The organism is Embleya sp. AB8, assembly GCF_049739465.1.
Lineage (GTDB): Bacteria > Actinomycetota > Actinomycetes > Streptomycetales > Streptomycetaceae > Embleya.
This window is the reverse complement of the sequence record NZ_JBMHHY010000031.1, coordinates 88043-106551: the sequence shown is the minus strand read 5'-3', so window position 1 is coordinate 106551 and position 18509 is coordinate 88043. Positions and strand designations below refer to the sequence as shown.

At 71.2% G+C, this 18509-nt stretch carries 18 protein-coding genes; 9 read left to right on the top strand and 9 right to left on the bottom strand.

The features are described 5' to 3' along the window. Positions 1-13 precede the first annotated feature (13 nt). Both mtnC and ABIA38_RS36665 read right to left on the bottom strand, forming a co-directional pair. Positions 14-769, bottom strand: a complete 756-nt coding sequence (gene mtnC / locus ABIA38_RS36670; RefSeq protein WP_424643286.1) for an acireductone synthase — start codon at positions 767-769, stop codon at positions 14-16. Next, entirely contained in the window at positions 766-1347 is a 582-nt protein-coding gene (locus ABIA38_RS36665) for a 1,2-dihydroxy-3-keto-5-methylthiopentene dioxygenase (protein ID WP_424643285.1), read from the bottom strand. The genes mtnC and ABIA38_RS36665 overlap by 4 nt, the downstream gene beginning before the upstream one ends. Before the next feature lie 231 nt (positions 1348-1578). Between ABIA38_RS36665 and ABIA38_RS36660 the strand changes: the two genes are divergently transcribed. The 4 genes from ABIA38_RS36660 (at position 1579) to ABIA38_RS36645 (ending at position 4611) form a co-directional block, all read left to right on the top strand. Then, positions 1579-2178 carry a hypothetical protein gene (locus tag ABIA38_RS36660; protein WP_424643284.1) on the top strand — a complete coding sequence of 200 codons (600 nt, stop codon included), beginning with the start codon at positions 1579-1581 and terminating at the stop codon, positions 2176-2178. A gap of 126 nt (positions 2179-2304) precedes the next feature. Further along, positions 2305-2760, top strand: a complete 456-nt coding sequence (locus ABIA38_RS36655; RefSeq protein ID WP_424643283.1) for a DUF6879 family protein — start codon at positions 2305-2307, stop codon at positions 2758-2760. Next, entirely contained in the window at positions 2757-3092 is a 336-nt protein-coding gene (locus ABIA38_RS36650) for a helix-turn-helix domain-containing protein (RefSeq protein ID WP_424643282.1), read from the top strand. Before ABIA38_RS36655 ends, ABIA38_RS36650 begins: the two co-directional genes overlap by 4 nt. A 634-nt stretch (positions 3093-3726) precedes the next feature. Continuing rightward, positions 3727-4611 (top strand): methyltransferase domain-containing protein, encoded by an 885-nt coding sequence (locus tag ABIA38_RS36645; protein WP_424643281.1) that lies wholly within the window; start codon positions 3727-3729, stop codon positions 4609-4611. A gap of 505 nt (positions 4612-5116) precedes the next feature. Here ABIA38_RS36645 and ABIA38_RS36640 read toward each other — a convergent pair. Beyond that, complete coding sequence (locus ABIA38_RS36640; protein ID WP_424643280.1) at positions 5117-5971, bottom strand: helix-turn-helix transcriptional regulator; 855 nt, start codon at positions 5969-5971, stop codon at positions 5117-5119. Between the two features lie 163 nt (positions 5972-6134). Between ABIA38_RS36640 and ABIA38_RS36635 the strand changes: the two genes are divergently transcribed. Then, complete coding sequence (locus tag ABIA38_RS36635; RefSeq protein ID WP_424643279.1) at positions 6135-7841, top strand: AMP-binding protein; 1707 nt, start codon at positions 6135-6137, stop codon at positions 7839-7841. An 84-nt stretch (positions 7842-7925) separates the two neighbouring features. On the opposite strand, the gene ABIA38_RS36630 is transcribed toward ABIA38_RS36635, so the two are convergent. After that, positions 7926-8630, bottom strand: coding sequence for a DUF5984 family protein (locus ABIA38_RS36630; protein WP_424643315.1), 705 nt, complete (start codon positions 8628-8630; stop codon positions 7926-7928). 121 nt (positions 8631-8751) lie between these two features. Between ABIA38_RS36630 and ABIA38_RS36625 the strand changes: the two genes are divergently transcribed. Further along, positions 8752-9714 carry a serine hydrolase gene (locus ABIA38_RS36625; RefSeq protein ID WP_424643278.1) on the top strand — a complete coding sequence of 321 codons (963 nt, stop codon included), beginning with the start codon at positions 8752-8754 and terminating at the stop codon, positions 9712-9714. Here ABIA38_RS36625 and ABIA38_RS36620 read toward each other — a convergent pair. The 4 genes from ABIA38_RS36620 to ABIA38_RS36605 all read right to left on the bottom strand — a co-directional run bounded on the left by ABIA38_RS36620 (position 9698) and on the right by ABIA38_RS36605 (position 14345). Next, on the bottom strand, positions 9698-10912 hold the full coding sequence (locus ABIA38_RS36620; RefSeq protein WP_424643277.1) for an amidohydrolase family protein: 1215 nt from the start codon (positions 10910-10912) through the stop codon (positions 9698-9700). The two genes, ABIA38_RS36625 and ABIA38_RS36620, sit on opposite strands and share 17 nt — an antisense overlap. A gap of 201 nt (positions 10913-11113) precedes the next feature. Next, a complete protein-coding gene (locus ABIA38_RS36615) occupies positions 11114-11878 on the bottom strand; it encodes an ABC transporter permease (protein WP_424643276.1) in 765 nt (254 codons plus the stop codon). Beyond that, positions 11875-13356, bottom strand: coding sequence for an ABC transporter permease (locus ABIA38_RS36610; RefSeq protein WP_424643275.1), 1482 nt, complete (start codon positions 13354-13356; stop codon positions 11875-11877). Before ABIA38_RS36610 ends, ABIA38_RS36615 begins: the two co-directional genes overlap by 4 nt. Then, positions 13353-14345: an ABC transporter ATP-binding protein gene (locus ABIA38_RS36605; RefSeq protein ID WP_424643274.1), complete on the bottom strand. Its 993-nt coding sequence runs from the start codon at positions 14343-14345 to the stop codon at positions 13353-13355. Before ABIA38_RS36605 ends, ABIA38_RS36610 begins: the two co-directional genes overlap by 4 nt. A gap of 165 nt (positions 14346-14510) precedes the next feature. Between ABIA38_RS36605 and ABIA38_RS36600 the strand changes: the two genes are divergently transcribed. The 3 genes from ABIA38_RS36600 to ABIA38_RS36590 all read left to right on the top strand — a co-directional run bounded on the left by ABIA38_RS36600 (position 14511) and on the right by ABIA38_RS36590 (position 16984). After that, positions 14511-15638 (top strand): sensor histidine kinase, encoded by a 1128-nt coding sequence (locus ABIA38_RS36600; RefSeq protein WP_424643273.1) that lies wholly within the window; start codon positions 14511-14513, stop codon positions 15636-15638. Between the two features lie 8 nt (positions 15639-15646). Continuing rightward, positions 15647-16318, top strand: a complete 672-nt coding sequence (locus ABIA38_RS36595) for a response regulator (protein WP_424643314.1) — start codon at positions 15647-15649, stop codon at positions 16316-16318. 69 nt (positions 16319-16387) lie between these two features. Beyond that, on the top strand, positions 16388-16984 hold the full coding sequence (locus ABIA38_RS36590) for an HhH-GPD-type base excision DNA repair protein (protein WP_424643272.1): 597 nt from the start codon (positions 16388-16390) through the stop codon (positions 16982-16984). Between the two features lie 30 nt (positions 16985-17014). Here ABIA38_RS36590 and ABIA38_RS36585 read toward each other — a convergent pair whose 3' ends face one another. Then, on the bottom strand, positions 17015-18490 hold the full coding sequence (locus tag ABIA38_RS36585) for a DHA2 family efflux MFS transporter permease subunit (RefSeq protein ID WP_424643271.1): 1476 nt from the start codon (positions 18488-18490) through the stop codon (positions 17015-17017). Positions 18491-18509: the final 19 nt, after the last annotated feature.

The window sequence follows — 18509 nt, the reverse complement described above, 5'->3', positions numbered from 1 at the left end:
CGACCACTGCCCGTCACGCGTCCGGCCGCAACACCGGCCCATCACCATCCAAATCCACCCGAGCAAACGTCGCCGTCTCAGAATGATCACCCACACCCCGGTCGTAATACGGCTCGTTCACACCCGGGCGGCGCACCCCGACCGTGCACCAACCGGCCTCGCGGGCCGCGTCCAACTCCTCCACCACATCGGAGAGAAACACCAGCCGCTCCGCCCGCGACTCGCCGATCTGCTCGGCAATCGACCGATAGGACTCGGCAATCCGCTTCGGACCGGCGGTCCCGGTGTCGAAGTGCCCGGAGAACAGCGGCAGTAGCGACCCCTCCGGCGAACTCCCGAACCACGCGCGCTGCGCGGCCACCGACCCGGACGAGAAGACGTACAGCCGATGCCCCGCCGCGTGCCACGCCCGCAACGCCGGAATCACATCCGGGTAGAAGTGCGACGTGAGTTCCCCCGACGCGAAGCCCTCGGCCCAGATCAGCCCCTGGAGCGACTTGAGCGGCGTGACCTTCTCGTCCCGATCCAGCCAGCCGTTCAGCGCCTCGACGATCCGCCGGGTGTCGGCTTCCGGGTCACCGAGCAGATCCCGCACTTCGGTGACCGCCCGGACCACGTCCGGGTGATCGCCGTGCTCGTCCAGCCAACGGGCGAAGTGCTTGCGGGAGTAGGGGTAGAGCTGTTCCGTGATGAACCCGGTCGCACTGGTCGTGCCCTCGATGTCGACGACCACGCCGAGTGGGCCGACCGGGCCGAGTGGGCTGCTCACGCCGCGTACCCCGCCCAGATCTCGTCGAAGTCCGGGAAGCGCGAGGCGATCGGGTCACCGGTGAAGTCGCCGACCCAGCCGTCCTCGTCGTGGAAGAACCGGATCGCGGCGACCGAGGGCGTAACGCCCATGTCGAACCAGTGGGTGATGCCCTTGGGCACCGAGAGCAGGTCGCCCGCCTCGCACAACACGGCGTGCACCCGGCCGTCGATGTGCAGGTAGAAGATCCCGGCGCCCTCGACGAAGAAGCGCACCTCGTCGTCGTCGTGGGTGTGCTCGGTGAGGAACTTGGCCCGCGCCGCGGCGGCCTTGGCCGGCCACTCGGGGTCGTCCGACGGCTGGAGGCGGATCACATCCACGAGGATGTAGCCCTCAGCCTCGGTGATCCGATCCACCTCGGACCGATAGGCCGCGATCACCTGGTCCTGAGTCGCCCCATCCGGCAATTCGGCGTCGGCCGTCCAACGCTCGAACCGAACCCCGATCGGCTCCAGGGCGCGCGCCATCTCGGCCGGGTCCGAGGTCCGCAGCACCACCTCGGTGGCGTCGTTCTCGGGCCAGACGGTCAGCAAGGACATGGCGTCCCTCCATCCATGTGTACTGACAGGTGTACTGAATCGGGGCAGCCCCCAACCACCCCCAAAACTACCGCCTCCCCCCATTCCCCCCGAGGGCACGGTCACCCACCGAACGAACCGACCCACCGGCCGCTTCCCGGGCCGACGCCGCGAACCCCCGAGCGGACTCGTCGGTTGAACCACTCGCCGGGATGGGAGGATGCCCCGGTCGGACGGACTCGGGGAGCGACGGTGACGGTACGTCGGAACGCCACGATCGTGGCGGTACTCGCACTCGGCGCGGGCTGCTCCACCGGCAGCCCCGCCCACCAGGAGGCACACCCCCTGCCCGAGGCCCCGTGCGGTGGCCTGGTCAACCGCACGGACGCCCTCGCCGGCATGGGCATCGCGGCGGACAGCGCGTACGACTACGCCCAGAAGTCCCCGTCGGCCGCCGAATCGGGCCCACTCACCGACGGCTACATCTGCGTCCTCCAGATCAGATCCGCCAAGGACGACGGCCCCCCACGCACCGCCTCGTTGTGGATCACCGCCCAATCAGCCACCGGCGGCCCCGACAACGACCGCTACCGAGCCCTGGCCGCCCGCCCCGGCGCCGCCCCGGAGCCCCTGCCCAACCACCTCCCAGGCACCAGCACCCGCAACCAGGCCTGGTCCGCCCTCCCCTGCAGCTCCCACCGAGTAGTCCTGGCCGAGATCGACCCGGCAACAAGGGATGGCCCCACCACCCAAACCAGAGCAACCTTGATCAAAATAATCCAAACAGCCACCACGCGAACCCTCACAACATGCCCACCAATCCACACCAAGACCACCCCGCCCCGCACTTGAGGCCCGGCACCGAAGGCCAATTCATGCAACAACACGCATAGGTCCGCGTGCACATGGACGCACCGTGGTCACTCCTCGTACCGTCGTGCTCACCGGTCCGGCTGGACCTGAGCCAAAGGAAACGGCATGTCCGAGCACGTGGCACTCACCCGACTCACTGGTACCGGCAGCGGCGACGGCGACGACGAGTGCGGCCAGGGGGATTGTCCAAACGTATACGAGGATTCCTGGACCGCACTGATCCGCAGACATCAGGCGAGCGGTGGCAATATCGGACGGGTGCACATCGTAACTCGCCCGTTGTCCGCCTATCTCCCATTCGAGTTCGCGCGATGCTACCGCTACCAGGCCCAGGTCGGCGAGGATATTCGCATCCTTGACGTGACCGATCGGGACAATCCGTTGCCGAGTGCACACGACTTCTGGATGTTCGATCGCTCCACAGTCGTGCTCATGAATTACGCCGCCGACGGAACGCAGCTCAATCGGGAACTGTACGAGGTCGACCCGGCCTCCTTCGTCGAGTGCCGGCGGATTGCGGTTGCGGAATCCGTTCCCTTCGCGGAGTACGTAGAGGGGTGACCTTCGAACCGGAGCGGATGGGCCGATCGCAGCAAGAATTGGCTGCCTTGCTGAGGGAACTGCGCAAGCAGGCGGGCCTATCCGGGGACCGACTCGCCACCCGTTGCAACATGTCGCAATCCAAGGTGAGCCGGATCGAGAACGGCAAGATCCGCCCGTCGCTCATCGACGTGGAACAGATCCTCACGGCGGTGTCCGCTCCGCCCGAACTGGTGGCGCAAGCAGCCGCCCTTGCCCGGATGGCCGGCACCGACTGGCAGGATGCCCGGGGGATGCGCCGCAAGGGGCTCGACAAGACCGACTCGCCACGGTCGAGACATCCACCGGGGTGATTGTGTTCCGGGATACTCGGGATATCGGCATGTATCTCGATGAGTTCCGGGGCTATACGGAGGCGGCACTATTCGATGACGAAGCCCGGGCGAAGCTGGCGGAGTGGTCGGCTCTTAGTCGCACCGATCTTTAGTCCACAACGTGCATGCCGGTAGGTTCGGCGGTAATTCCGGTGGATCATTTGGGCAGGCCGAGAACGAGCGGCGGGCAACGACTCGGCTGCGTTCCCCGAAGGAGTACGGCCCCGCCCGACGCTTCCCCGCTCGGCGGTGTCCCAGCAAGGCAAGACCCGTCACCTGGAGGGCACATGCCTGAAGCAAAGCACAAGGACAAGACCCCGGCGCAGGAGCCGGCGCCGGCCAACCCACCGAACCCTGACAAGCAGCAGCAGAAGCCCGCAAACGAGCCGAAGCACAAGAAGCCGTGACGGCCGTCGACCGGGGGGAGTTCGTCCCGGATGTCGTCTGGCCGTTCGATACGGAAACGGACAGCTACGGATCGGCCCTCGACAGAAAGATCGACCCCGCCCGTTGGGAGATGGCCGTCTCGGCGGACATCCCGCTCGTGACCCAGTGGGACGACGGGCGACACACCGACTCGGAACCGGGTGCCTTGGCCTCCTCGTCTGCGTCCATGCCCAAGGCGGTCGGCACCATGCTCGAAGCGCTGCGAGCGGGTCCGGGAATGCGCGTCCTCGACGTTGGCACGGGCACCGGATACACGGCGGCCCGGCTCGCCGAGATCGTCGGTCCGGATGGATTCGTAACATCGGTCGAGGTCGACGCGCAACTCGTCGGAACGGCACGCGCGAACCTCGCACGGGCCGGCGTCGAGAACGCGGAAGTGGTCTGCGCGGACGGTTTCGAGGGTTGGCCCACAAGCGCACCGTACGACCGCACGCACGTGACGTGCGGCATCCGGACCACCTCGTACGCCTGGGCCAGGCAGAGCACGGCGGGCGGGCGGATCGTGCTGCCGTGGGGCACGGACTTCACCCCGCATGACCGGCTGCTGACCTTGATCGTGGACGAAGCCGGCACCGCCTCCGGCCGGTTCGGGGTGGGCCTGTCGTTCATGAAGATGCGCGCCCAACGCCTCACCCCTCCCGACCATGCCGCCTATGCCCCGCCAGGGTGGATGGAATCGGGGCGTGACACAGACAGCGACCTCGAGCTGTCCGACGTGCGGGAGATCGTCGACGGTGACGGTTCGTTCGTGGTCGGCCTACGTGTGCCTGAGTGCGTGCAGGTCCCGGCATATGGGGATGACGGCTCGGTCACGGTGTGGCTGTACTCGACGCGGGATCGATCGGTGGCGGTGGCTGCGTTCGGGGAGGAAACCGCATCGAACGTAGTGCAAGCCGGGGCACGTTCCCTGTGGACCGAGGTTGAGCGGGCGCGTACGTGGTGGGTGGGAAACGGCAGGCCACGAACGGAACGCCTCGGTCTCACCGTCGATGCGGACGGACAGCGAGCGTGGCTCGACGATCCCACCGCCGAGGCGTGGCCGGTGCACTGACAACACGGTCATCCCCAGCACACCTCGCGAGCCCGAACCACGCCGGCCCCTCCGGCACATCAGGACACCCGGTGGGGGTCGGCCACGGAAGCCGACCATGCCTCCCGCAGCACAAACACACGAACCCAGCCCAAGTTCAGCCCGTCCGGCGCTTGAGGACCCGGGCCGGAGGCCCGACGCGGAAGCAGCCCGGCATCCAGCCGCGCAAGACGCCGACCCGACCCACCTCAGCCCGTCCGGCGCTTGAGGACCCGGGCCGGAGGCCGGTCACGGGAGCAGCCCGGCATCCCGCAACGCAGGGCGCAAACCCGACCCACTCAGCCTGTCCGGCGCTTGAGGACCCCGGCCGGAGGCCCGACGCGGAAGCAGCCCGGCATCCAGCCGCGCAACACGCCGACCCGATCCACCCCAGCCCGTCCGGCGCTTGAGGACAACCGGGCCGGAGGCCGGACCCCGCCGCGACCGCCGCGCCGCCGCATACCCACCGCGCCGGACGCGCCGCCGCCTACGGCAACAGGCCCGCTGCCCGGGCCGCGACCACCGCCTCGACTCGGTTGTGCGCCCCCAGCTTGCGCATCGCGGAGCGCAGATAGCTCTTGACCGTCTCCGCGCCCAGCCCCAACGCCCCCGCGACCTCCGCGTTGCTCCGCCCCACCGCGACCTGGGCCAGCACGTCCGTCTCCCGGGGCGTCAGGCGCAGCCCCCGTACTCCGCCGGCTGCCGCCGCCCCCGACGTCGCCGCCGCCGTACGCGCCAGCCGCCCGCATACCTCACGCAACCGCGCCCCCAACGCCAAATCCGTCGCGCCTCCCGCCAGCGCCAGCAGCTCCGCGTGCGCCAACCGGATCTCCAGCGCCGCCCACCCCGGCAACTCCGCCGCCTGCGCGATCCGTTGCTCGACCTCCCGCGCGACGGCGAGTTCCCGTCCCGCCTCCCGGGCCGCGTCGCAGGCCGAGGTCAGGATCCCGTCCCCGAAATCCGACGGCCGCCGCAACGCCCCGTACAACACCGCCGTCACGCCGATCCCCGCCACCGACACCGGCACGGCGAACACCGCCCGCACCCCCTCGGTCGTCACCGCCCGGTCGTACTCGTGGCTGATCCCCGACGCCGCGACATAGTCGACCACCCGTACCGGCCGCCGCGTGGTGATCGCCTTCCCGCCCACCCCACTGCCCGCCACCACGGTCAGCCCCGACAACACGCGCGTGGACGTACCGCTCAAATACGAGATCACCAGCCGATCCCCGGCCCGCGCACACGGCCCGGCGAACGCCACGTCCACCCCGGTACGCGCCCGAAACCGCTCCACGGCCCGCGCCACCGGATCACCGACCGCCTGCCCCGCGCGTCCGCTCACCCGATTCCTCCGCACCTCGGCCGACGGCTCACGACCCTCGCCCCGACGCTACTGCCGCACCCCATCCCGCATCACCCCCATTCGGGGGTACTCCACTCGCCGCCCCCACCCACCCCGCCCTACCGTCACCCCAGCCGACCCCAGACCAGGCAGGTGACCCGCGATGCCCACCCCCGTGCCCCCACCGCCGAAATCCCCGAACCCCCCGAACCCGCCAAAAACTTCAAGCCACCAACTCCCCCCGGCCGCCCGCCAGGGCGAGCGCACGCCACCCCTCCCCCACGAGACCATCGGCGCCAACCTGGCCCGAATCGCCGCCGAACACCCCACCCACGACGCCCTGATCGAATGCGCGAGCGGCCGACGCTGGACCTACGCGCAGTTCGACACCGCCGTCGACGACCTCGCCCGCGCCCTGATCGGCGTCGGCATCGAGGCCGGCGACCGGGTCGGCATCTGGTCGCCCAACTGCGCCGAATGGACCCTCGTCCAGTACGCCGCCGCCCGCGTCGGCGCGATCCTGGTCAACCTCAACCCGGCCTACCGGGTGCACGAAATCGAGTACGCCCTGGCCCGATCCGGCACCCGGCTCCTGGTCGCCGCCTCGCGCGTGAAGACCAGCGACTACCCGGCGATGGTCGCCGAGGTCCGCGCCGCGTGCCCCGACCTGGAACGCGTCGTACACATCGGCACCCCGGACTGGCCGGCCCTGCTCGCCGAAGGCACGGCCGTCTCCCTCGACCGACTACACGCCCGCGAGGCGACGTTGCGTCCCGAGGACCCGATCAACATCCAGTACACCTCCGGCACCACCGGCTTCCCCAAGGGCGCCACCCTGTCCCACCGCAACATCCTGGGCAACGGCTTCCAGGTCGCCGAGATCCAGGGCTGGACGGCCGACGACCGGGTGTGCCTCCCGGTGCCCTTCTACCACTGCTTCGGCATGGTCATGGGCAACCTCGGCGCGACCAGCCACGGCGCCTGCATGGTGATCCCCGCCGCGCTGTTCGACCCGGCCGCCACCCTGCGCGCCGTACACGAGGAGCGCTGCACGGTCCTGTACGGCGTGCCGACGATGTTCATCGCCGAACTCGCCCTGCCCGACTTCGAAGCGGGTAAATACGACCTCACCAGCCTCCGCACCGGCGTCATGGCCGGCTCCCCGTGCCCGATCGAGGTAATGAAACGCGTCATCGACCGCATGGGCCTGACTGAGGTGACCATCTGCTACGGCATGACCGAAACCTCACCCGTCTCGACCCAAACCCGCCGCGACGACTCCCTCGAACGCCGCGTGGGCACCGTCGGCCGCGTACACCCACATCTGGAAATCAAGATCGTCGACCCCACCACCGGCACCACCGTCCCCGAGGGCACGCCCGGCGAATTCTGCACGCGCGGCTATTCGGTGATGCTCGGCTACTGGCAGGACCCCGAACGCACCGCCGAGGTAATCGACGCCGACGGCTGGATGCACAGCGGCGACCTGGCCACGATGGACGCCGACGGCTACGTCTCCATCGTCGGCCGGATCAAGGACATGGTCATCCGAGGCGGCGAGAACATCTACCCACGAGAAATCGAGGAATTCCTCTACGCCCACCCGGACATCGAGGAGGTCCAGGTCGTCGGCGTCCCCGACCCCCGCTACGGCGAAGAACTGATGGCCTGGATCAAACTCCGCGCAGGCGCAACCAAGTTGACCACGAGCACCCTCCAGGACTTCTGCAAAGGCCGCCTGGCCCACTACAAAATCCCCCGCTACATCCACTTGGTAGACGAATTCCCCATGACCGTAACCGGCAAAATCCGCAAAGCCGAAATGCGCGAACACTCCATCACCCTCCTGACCACCCCACCCCCCACCTGACCCCCCACTCCCGCATCACCCAAGGTCTGCCGACGCCTCGCCCGCCGAGCCGAGCAACCCGGCGGCGTCCGCACGCACCGTCGGTCAAGCGGTCTCGGTCGAGCGGGCCAAGGCTCGGGGCAACCAGGTTTGGCGGTCTTGTTGTTCGTGGCGGAGGGCGGGCAGGTCCAGGGTGATGCCTTCGGGTGGGCCGGATGCTTCGAGGGTCGTCACCCGGGACTCCATCGCGGTGAAGAGGTCACGGTCGAACGCCGTCACGGCGGCCACGAAGTCCTCGGTCGGGATGGTGACGCGGCCGGTCGGCGGGGCGGTGAAGGCGATGGAGTCCTCGTCGGTCGAGTGCGTCCAGGTGATCGTCATCGTGTCGGCGTCGGCCGTCACCGTGCGTCGAAAGCGCAGGTCGGGCGCGTCGCGCAGGTGGCCCATGTCCAGCGTGTGCCCCTCGGCCCACGAGGTCGCTTCGGCCGAGCCGGTGCCGCCACCCGCCGCGAGCTCGAACAGGTCCGGCGGTACCGGCTCCAGGAGCCGAGGCAGCGCGTCGACCAGGTCCTCCCAGAGCCGGACCACGTAGTAGTCGACATACGGCACCGCCGCGCCACCCCCGTCCGCGCCCGCCTCCGCGGACGCCTCCGCCTCCGCCTCGGCGTAGCGCAGCAGTTCGTGCCCGCCCACCTCGATCCAGTACCAGCCGTCCGTCAGGATGAACCAGCCCCATCGAGGCGCCTCGTCACCCCACGGCCGAACCGCCGCCACCGGACGCAGCTCGAACCGAAACCGCAACCCCGACATCATCAAGTCCCCTATCAACCATCAACCATCAACCATCAACATCGACTTCCCGCCCGAACTCTCATCGTCTCTTCATACTCGTCTCACCCACCGCACAGGCCCACCCACCACCGTGTGGACCATGAGCCCCGCTCACCCGAAGCGCGCCCGGCCCGCCCTCGTCCCCCTGGCCATCGTGCTGGTCTGTGCCACGCTGCTGTGGCTGGTCGTCTCCCGCAGCCGTGCGGAGCCGGCCTCGTACACCGCCACGCCGACTGCGCCCGCGACCGGGACCGAGCCCACGGAGCCCGCGTTGCCACCCTCGACCACCCCCGGCACGGCCCGAGCCGCCGCCCCGCAGCCGCCGCCCACCACCGCCGTCCCGGCCGTGTCCGCAGCGTCCGCCCTCGCCGCCGCGCTGCCCGCCCTCACCGGCAACCTGTCGGTGGCCATCCTCGACCCGGCCACCGGCGAACGCGCCGGCTACAACGACGAACACCCCTACGTCACCGCGAGCATCGTCAAGGTCGACATCCTGGCCACCCTCCTCCTCCAGGCCCAACAGGACCACCGCGCCCTCACCGCCGACGAGCGGGCCACCGCCGCGACGATGATCCAAAACAGCGACAACGACGCCGCCGACACGCTGTGGTCCGCCATCGGCGGCCCGGCCGGCCTACGCACCGCCAACACCACCCTCGGCCTGACCGAGACCGAGCCCATCGGCGCCTCGTGGGGCCTGACCGAGACCACCGCCGCCGACCAACTCCGCCTCCTCGACGCGATCACCGCCACCGACTCGCCGCTCACCGCCGCCTCCCGCGCCTACCTGGCCGGCCTGATGACCTCGATCGAGGACGACCAGATCTGGGGCGTATCCACCGCCGCCGACCCCGACACCACCCCGGCCCTCAAGAACGGCTGGCTCCCGCGCGACGCCACCGGCCTGTGGGTGATCAACAGCATCGGCCACATCACCCACGCCGGCCGCCCGCTCCTGATCGCCGTCCTCTCCGACGACCAACAATCCATGGACGAAGGCGTAACCCAACTCGAATCCGTCGCCAAGGCCGCCGCCCCCGCCGTACTCACGAACGTGCGTTGATCCCGTCGTCGAGCGGCAACACCACGTCCGGCAGCGGGTGTCGGTACAGCTCCGCCGCGTTCTCGCTGCACATGCGGCGCAGTTCGGCCGGTGGGATGTCGCCCCAATACTTCGCGATCACATCCTGGGTGTACGGCCAAGTGCCGTCGCCGTGCGGGTAGTCGCTCTCGAGCATGATGTGGTCGACGCCGATCACGTGGCGCAGCGCGATCGTCGAGGGGTCGTCCAGCGTGCAGAACCAGAAGTTGCGGCGCAGCACATCGGCCGGCCGCTCGGCCCAGCCCCGGCCGTAGCCGGAGCGGTCGATCAGGTTGTCCAGCCGGTCGATCAACATCGGCACCCAGCCGATCCCGCCCTCGCTCAGCGCGATCTTCAGCCCGGGATGACGGACCGGATACGCGGACCACAACCATTCGCTGCACGCGGCCATCGACAGTTGCCCGAACATCGTGGTGGTCAGTTGCATCGTCGGCGCGCCGGGCGGCGTCTCGTACACACCCGAACTGCCCACGTGCAGCGAGATCACCGTGTCGGTCTCGGCGCAGGCCCGCACGATCGGGTCCCAGTGCTCCCGGTCCCACAACGACGGCAGGCCGATCGCGTGCGGGCGTTCGGGGAAGGTGACCGAGGTGAAGCCGCGTGCGGCGTTGCGTTCGATCTCGCGGACCGCCTCGGCCGGGTCGGTGAGGTAGACGATGCCGCCCGCGATGATCCGCTCGGGGTAGGCCAGATGCCATTCGTCGTACAACCAGTCGTTCCAGGCCCGCACCGACGCCTTGCCCACCTCGGGGTCGCTCGCGAACGCGAACACCCGGCCGCAGAACCCGGTGATCTGGGACGGGAAGTTCAAACTGGCCCAGATGCCGCCCAGGTCCATGTCCCGGATCCGGGCGTGGATGTCGTAGCACCCGGGCCGCATCTCGGCGAACCGCGCCGGCTCCAGGGTCGCGGTCTCGGGCCGCCGGCCGGCGATCGCGTTCAGACCCACCTGGGAGTAGATCTCGCCATCGAACTCCCAGACCTCCGCCCCGTCGTCCCCCTCGACGATGCGCGGTCCACGTGCCCGCAGCCCGGCGGGCAGATAGGTCTCGAACAGGTGCGGCGGCTCGACCACATGATCGTCCACGGAGACGACCGTGCAACGAACCTCGGCGGGCGCGGGCTCGGGTAGGAACAACCGTGCGTCGAGCTCGGTCATACGGCACTTCCTCTGTCGTCGCGGCGTACTGGCGTACTGGCGTGCAGGTGTGCGGGTGCGCAGGTGCGCAGGTGTACTGCTGTGCTTTCCTGCTCTTCCCGGCGCTTCCCTCAACCGACCATGCGGTACGCCGGTCCGAATCACCAGAGCAGCCGAACTCCCCGCAAGCACACCGCAACCTCCGGCACCCGTCCGTCCCCCTCACGCATCCCCCCGCACGAACCGCCCCCCGCCCACGAGCAGCGCCGTCGCCGCGTAGCCCGCCAACACCGCCATGCCCGGCCACGGTCCGATCGGCAGCCCGCCGAGTTCGCGCGTGGCCTGGATCGCCAACCCCGCCGTCATCGGCGTGACCCGCGCCAACCGCCGCTGCCAGTCCGGATCGGCGATCGCCCGCACGAGCACCGGAGCGATGTACAGCAGCGCCAATAGCACCGTCATCACCCCCACCGAGTCCCGCAGCGCCGCCCCGACGCCGAGCGCCGACCACGCGATCAGCACCAGGTACAACACCGTCCCCGCCGCCGCCCGCAGCGTCGCCCCATCCGTCGGGGACGGGCCCGGATAGCCCTTGTCGGCCAGGATCAGCCGCCCCACGCCCAGCGATCCGACCACCGCGATCGTGCCCACCGCCGCGACCACACCCGCGAGCACCGTCGCCTTGACCGCCAACAGCGCGAGCCGGCGCGGGAACACGGTCAGCGTGGTGCGGATCAGCCCGGTGCCGTACTCGCCGCCGAGCATCGACACCGCGAGCAGGACCACCGCGATCTGGCCGAGCCGGACGCCGGTCAGGCTGTCCCGGGTGGTGTCCTCGACGCACCGGGCCGAGGGCCGACAGTCGGGCGCGCCGGCGGCGGTCAGCGCGCCCACCACGACGGTGGCCACGATCAGCCCGAGCAGCAGCCATCCGGTCGAGCGCAGCGTGCGCAGCTTGGTCCACTCGGCGTGCGCGGCGCGCCTCACGCGTCCCGCCCGCGCAGCCGCCATCCGGCCACCACCAGCGCCAGTGCGGTATATCCGCACAACACGCCGAACCCGGGCCAGGCCCCGATCGTGCTGTCGTAGCGGTCGAACGTGCGCTGGATGGCGAACCCGGCGGCGGGGGTGAGCCGGTCCAGCCAGGCCGCCGTGGACACCGGCAGGCCGGTGCCGACGATCCGCGGGATCAGCAACAGCGCCAGCACGATCGCAATCGCCGGCGCACCGCGGCGCACGATCGTCCCGACGGCCAGCGCGAACACCGCGGCCACCGCGAGCAGTGCGGCGGTGCCGATCAGCGCGCGCAGCACGTTCGGATCGGCGAGCCCCGGCGGGATCCGGTGCTTCGCGCGCTGCACCGGCGCGCTGGCCAGGTACGCGCCGAAGGCACCGACCAGTCCGGCGAGGAAGGTGACCGCGCCGAGTACGACGGCCTTGGCGGCGAGTACCCGCCCGCGCCGGGGAGTTGCCGCGAAGGTGGTCCGGATGGTGTCCCGGTGGAACTCGGCGGTGATCGAGACCACGCCGAGCGCGACCACCGCGATCAGGCCGACCAGTACACCGCCGAGCATGTTCTGCGTACTGTCCTCGCCGAACCGGTCCGGGCCGATGTCGCCGGCGCCGACCACCGTGAAGGTGCCGTCCGCCTCGGTGAAGCCGGGTACCGGGCCGGCGTCCGGCCGGTCCGCCGCCGCCGGCCCGGGGGGTCCGCTCGCCCGGTCGTGCCACGCGCCGACCGGCTGCGGCTGTACGGCGGTCAGGCGCACGTGGTCGAAGGTGGCCCGGCCGGTGGTGGTCCGTCCGGAGACGCCCTCGTTGCCGAACCGCCGATCCACCTCGACCGCGTCGGGGGACGCGACGAACAGCCCGATCCGCGCCGTCTGCGGCAGTCGGCCCGGGTCGACCCGACCGACCCGCCGCCACTCCACGCCGTCGCTCGACGCGTACGCCGTGATCTGCGGACCGGCCCGAACCAGCTTGAGCCAGCACGGCGCACCACCCACACCACCCGCCCGGTCCCGCCCGTACCCGCTCTGCAACCGGATCCCATGCTCGGGCGTGACCAGCACCGCCGCGTACCGCGCGCCGCGCGCCTCGCTCGCCCGGATCAGCAACCCCGCCTTGGCCCAACCGGCGCTGCGGTCCTGCGTGGCCACCCGGGCGACCAACTCGCCGTCGCCGACCAACTCCCGCTCGACGAACTGCCCCCCGTCGGTGAAGTGGTCGGCCAACCTGACGTCCCGCACCCCGCCTCCCCCGCCGGCCACCTCCCGGCTCCCGGTGCCGACCGCGATCAACAGCGCGACCAGCGTGATCAGCACCGCCGCCGCGGTCAGCGTGAGCAGCCACCGGCGCACCGACCGGAACTTGGTCCACTCGGCGCGCAGCAGCCGGCCGAACGTGTCCCGCCCGCCGGTCAGCGGGCTCCGATAGGGCGTGCTCGGCACTGTGTCGTTCGTCATCGCGTCCCCTCCGCATCCGGCCCGGCGCGGAAGTCGACGGCACCGGAGTCGACAGCGCCGAGGTCGACGGCACCGAGATCGACGGCGTGGAAGTCGACCGCGTCCCGGGTGAGTTCCATGTACGCCTCCTCGAGCGACGCGCGGTGCTCGGCGATGCCGGAGAACGGCACGCGGTGCTCGGTGAGCAGTGCGATGATCCGCTCGGCGGGCAGCCCGGCGACAGTCAGCGTGTCCCGCGTCCCGGCGGCGACGGTCGCGCCGACCCGGGTCAGCACGGTCATCGCCTCGCGGCGCTGTTCGGTGCGCAGCACGATCCGGTCACCGGAGGCGGCGGCGAGCAGGTCGTGGATGCTCGTGTCGGCGATCAGTCGGCCCCGGCCGATCACCACGAGGTGGTCGGCGCTGTCCTCCAGTTCGCTCATCAGGTGGCTGGACACCAGTACGGCGCGGCCCTCGGCGGCCAGCGAGCGGAGCAGCCCGCGGATCCACCGCACGCCCTCGGGGTCGAGCCCGTTGACCGGTTCGTCGAGGATCAACATCGGTGGATCACCGAGCAACGCGCCCGCGATGCCCAGTCGTTGCCGCATGCCCAGCGAGAAGCCGCCGGCGGGTCGGCGGGACACCGAGGCGAGGCCGACCAGATCGAGCACCTCGTCCACCCGCCGGGCGGGCAGTCCGGTGGAGTGCGCCATCCACAGCAGGTGGTCGCGGGCCGGGCGGGCCGGATGGACGGCCGCCGCGTCCAGCAGCGAGCCCACCTCGCGCAGCGGTGTGCGCAGCGTGCGGTACACCCGGCCGGCGACCAGCGCGGAGCCCGCGTCGGGTCGGTCCAGGCCCAGGATCATCCGCATGGTGGTCGACTTGCCGGCCCCGTTGGGTCCGACGAAGCCGGTCACCCGGCCGGGCTCGACGGTGAACGACAGTCCGTCGACGGCGGTCCTCGGTCCGAAGCGCTTGTGCAGGCCGCGGACTTCGATGGTTGCTTCCATGGCCAGGAGGCTATGAATCCGGCCGACTCCGGCGCATCACGCGGGCGAGCCAATCTCGGTTCCCCGGCCGGGGGTAGGGCTCTCGCGCGGCTCCCCGGCGCGGGGGAGGCGGGTTCCCCGGCCCGGGGGAAGCGGCCCGGCCCGCCCGAGCGCGAGAATGTCCGCATGACGCACCGCACTTGCGTGCCGGACCGCACCCGCGAGGCCGGTGGCCGCCGGCTCGACCGGCTGCGCCGGCAGGCCCGGCGGGCGCGGAGCCACCCGTGGGGCGCGGGCGTGGCACTCGGCCTCGGCTCACTGCTCGAGACCGTGCTGCGTACCGCCCTGCGGGCCGACGAGGCCGCCGCGCTGCTGCCGGTGGCCCTGGTCCTCGGGCTGGCTGCGACGGTGCCGTTGGCCGTGGCGCGGCGATACCCGGTGCCGGCGGCGGTGACGGTGACCGCGGCGGCCGTGCCCACCGGGGTGCTCTACCAGGGCGTTCCGGTCGCCGCGTCGATCGCGGTGCTCGCGGCGTGGGCCAGGCCCGTGCTGGACCGGATACGCGGGGCCCGCGGTCGCGCCGCCGCGCGCGACGCCTCGCGGCACGCCCTGGAGAGCACCTTCCTGGAGTTCACCGCGCGCGGCGAACGGGCCAGGATCGCCCGCGAGTTGCACGATGTGGTCGCGCACCACATCTCGATGATCTCGGTCCAGGCCGAGACCGCCCGGCTGACCACGCCGGGGATGCCGAAGCAGGGCGCCGACCGGCTGCTGGCGATCGGCGACACGGCCCGTACGGCGCTGACCGAGATGCGCCGGCTGCTCGGCGTGTTGCGCGAGGACGCGGGCGCCGAGCCGACCCGGCGCCCGCAGCCCGGCCTCCAGCAACTGCTGGACCTGATCGACGAGTCCCGCGACCTCGCCGGCGCCGGGATGCGGCTGATCGTGCGCGGCCGGATCGCCGTACTGGACCCGGGGGTCGAGCTGGCCGCCTACCGGATCGTCCAGGAATCGCTGACCAACACCCGCCGGCACGCCCCCGGCGCGGCCGTCGACGTACTGCTCGACTACACCGACGAGGAGGTGCTCCTGGTGCGCGTACGCGACAACGGCCCGGGCCCGCGGGCAGGGGCCGCACCGGCCGGACACGGCCTGCTCGGCATGCGCGAACGCGCCGCGAGCGTGGGCGGCGAACTGCGCGCCGGGGCGCTCGTGATGGGCGGGTTCCTGGTCGAGGCCAAGCTGCCGGCACCCCGCCCGGCTGCCGCAGGGGTCACCGACGTGGTCGGCGCCGTCGGTGGGGGCATCGGGTGAGCGGGCGGGTGGCGTTGCGGATCGTGGTGGCCGACGACCAGGAGGTGGTCCGGGCCGGTTTTGCCGCCCTCCTGGACACCCAGCCGGACTTCACCGTGGTCGGCACCGCCGCCGACGGCGCCGAGGCGATCCGCCGCTGCCGCGAGGAGCGCCCCGACGTGGTGGTGATGGATGTGCGGATGCCGGTGCTGGACGGCATCGAGGCGACCCGACGGATCCGCGAGGGCACCGCCGAGGACGCCGCGCCGCGCATCCTGATGTTGACCACGTTCGATCTGGACGAGCACGTCTACGACGCGCTGGTGGCCGGCGCCGGCGGCTTCCTGATCAAGGACGTCACCGCGGAGCGCCTGTTCGACGCGGTCCGCGTGGTCGCCGCCGGCGAGGCCCTGCTCGCGCCGACCGTCACCCGGCGGCTGATCGGCGAGTTCACCCGCCTGCGCCCGCGCCCGGCGCCGGCCGGACTGGCCGAGCTGACGCCCCGTGAGATGGACGTGCTGCGCCTGGTCGCCGAGGGCCTGTCCAACGCCGAGATCGCGGCGCGCCTGGTGGTCGGCGAGGAGACGGTCAAGTCGCACGTGAGCCGACTGCTGCGCCGCCTGGGCCTGCGCGACCGGGTCCAGGCGGTGGTCGTCGCGTACGAATCGGGCCTGGTCGTACCGCGCACCGCCGAGCGCTGACCGGGGCGGGCGGACCGGCGTCGGCGCGTCCCGGCGGGTCCCTGGCGCCGCCCGGGGGATCATCGGGGGATGAACACGACAGTGCACCTCGCCCAGCAGGCCGAGGCGGACGAACTGCTCGGGCGCAGTGCGTTGGCGGCCCTGGTGGGCATGCTGCTCGACCAGCAGGTCCCGATGGAGTGGGCCTTCACCGGCCCGTACACGATCGCGCAACGCCTGGGCCGGACCGACCTGGACGCGCACGAGATCGCCGAGTACGACCCGGAAGCGTTCGCCGAACTCCTGTCCACGAAGCCCGCCGTACACCGCTATCCCGGTTCGATGGCGCACCGCGTCCAGCAGTTGTGCCGATACCTCGTCGAGCACTACGACGGCGAGGCGAGCGCGGTCTGGGCCGACGCGGCCACCGGCACGGAACTCCTGAAGCGGCTACAGGAGTTGCCCGGTTACGGAAAGCAGAAGGCGCAGATCTTCCTGGCCCTGCTCGGCAAGCAGTACGGGGTGACCCCGAAGGGTTGGCGCACGGCGGCCGGCGCGTACGGCGAGGTCGGCTCGCACCGCTCGGTGGCGGACATCACCGGCCCCGAGTCGCTGGCCAAGGTGCGCGCACACAAGCAGGAGGCCAAGCGCGCGGCCAAGGCCGCGAAGGCGGCGAAGGAGTCCTGACCGTGCGCGCCGGCGCCGGCCGCCGCCCGGTCAGGCCACCGGGGCGGAGGCGGCCGGCACCGGGGTCGGCGTCGGCGCGGGCCGCCCGGGGCGGGGCAGGAACAGCGCCGCGACGGCGGTGAGCACGGTGGCCGCGCCCAGGATGTACCAGGCCCGGCGGTATCCGTCGAGCGTCGCCGGCGCGCCCACCGCCGCGACGAACACCGCGACGCCGAGCGCCGAGCCGACCTGGCGCAGCATGGTGATCACGCCCGACCCGGTGGCGAACCGGTCCGGGGTCAGGGCGCCGGTCGCGGTGGCGATCAGGGTGGGCAGGGTCAGCCCGACACCGATCCCGGTGAGCACCGAGCCGGGCAGGTAGTCGCTCGCGTAGTGCGCGTGCGGTTCGAGCCGAACGATCCACCACCCGATCCCCGCGCTGAACGAGAGCCCGCCGAGCACCACGAGCGGCCCCGGTCCGAAGCGGGCCACATAGCGCCCGGCCAGGATGCTCACGAACGGCACGACCAGCGGCCCGGGCACCGTGCCGAGCCCGGTACGCAGCGCGCTCCACCCCCACACGGTCTGCATCCACAACGTGGAGGAGATCAACATCCCGGCGAACGCGACGCCGAACATGGTGTTCGCGAGGCCCGAGACCGCATAGGTGCGATTGCGCACCAACGCCCCCTCGACCACCGGTCGTGGATGCCGCCCATTACGCACCACAAATCCGACCACCAGAACCAGCGTCGCCACCCACACCCCCACGGTCCCGCCGGAGACCCAGCCCCAATCCGGCGCCTTCACCACACCGAGCGAGAGCGCCCCGATCGCCCCGGTGAGCAACGCGGCCCCCAACAGATCGGGCAGCGGCCCACGATCGGTGGGCGCGGGGTCGGGCAACCGGCGCGCACCGAGCACCAGCGCCACCACACCGATCGGCAGATTGACCACGAACACCCACCGCCAGCCCGGTTCGAGCAGCAGCCCACCCAGAATCGGCCCGAGCGCGGCGGCAAGCCCACCGATCGCCGCCCACGCCCGAATCACCGCACCCCGCCGCTCCGGCGGATAAGACGTCAACAACAGCCCCAGCGACGCGGGCATCAACAACGCGGCGCCAACCGCCTGCAACAGTCGCGCGATCACCAGCACCGACAACACCGGCGCAGCGGCGCACAACGCCGAGGCGACGGTGAACACCGCGATGCCGGCCAGGAACGCGCGGCGGTGCCCGATCCGGTCGGACATCCGGCCGGCGGGCACGAGCAGCGCGGCGAACACGACGGTGTACGCGTTGAGCACCCACGACAGGTCGGCGAGCGAGGCGTCCGACCAGGTGTCGGCCAGCGAGGGCATCGCGACGTTGACGATGAACAGGTCGAGATTGACGAGCACGACGCCCGCGCAGACCAGCACGGCGGCGAGGGCACGTGGTGGGGATTGGGGTTCGGTACCGGCCATAACGGTTCGGTCCTCCATGGTGAGCCGAGCGAGCATGGTGAGTTCTATGAAGAAACTCAAAGTAGGCCAGTGAGTTCTA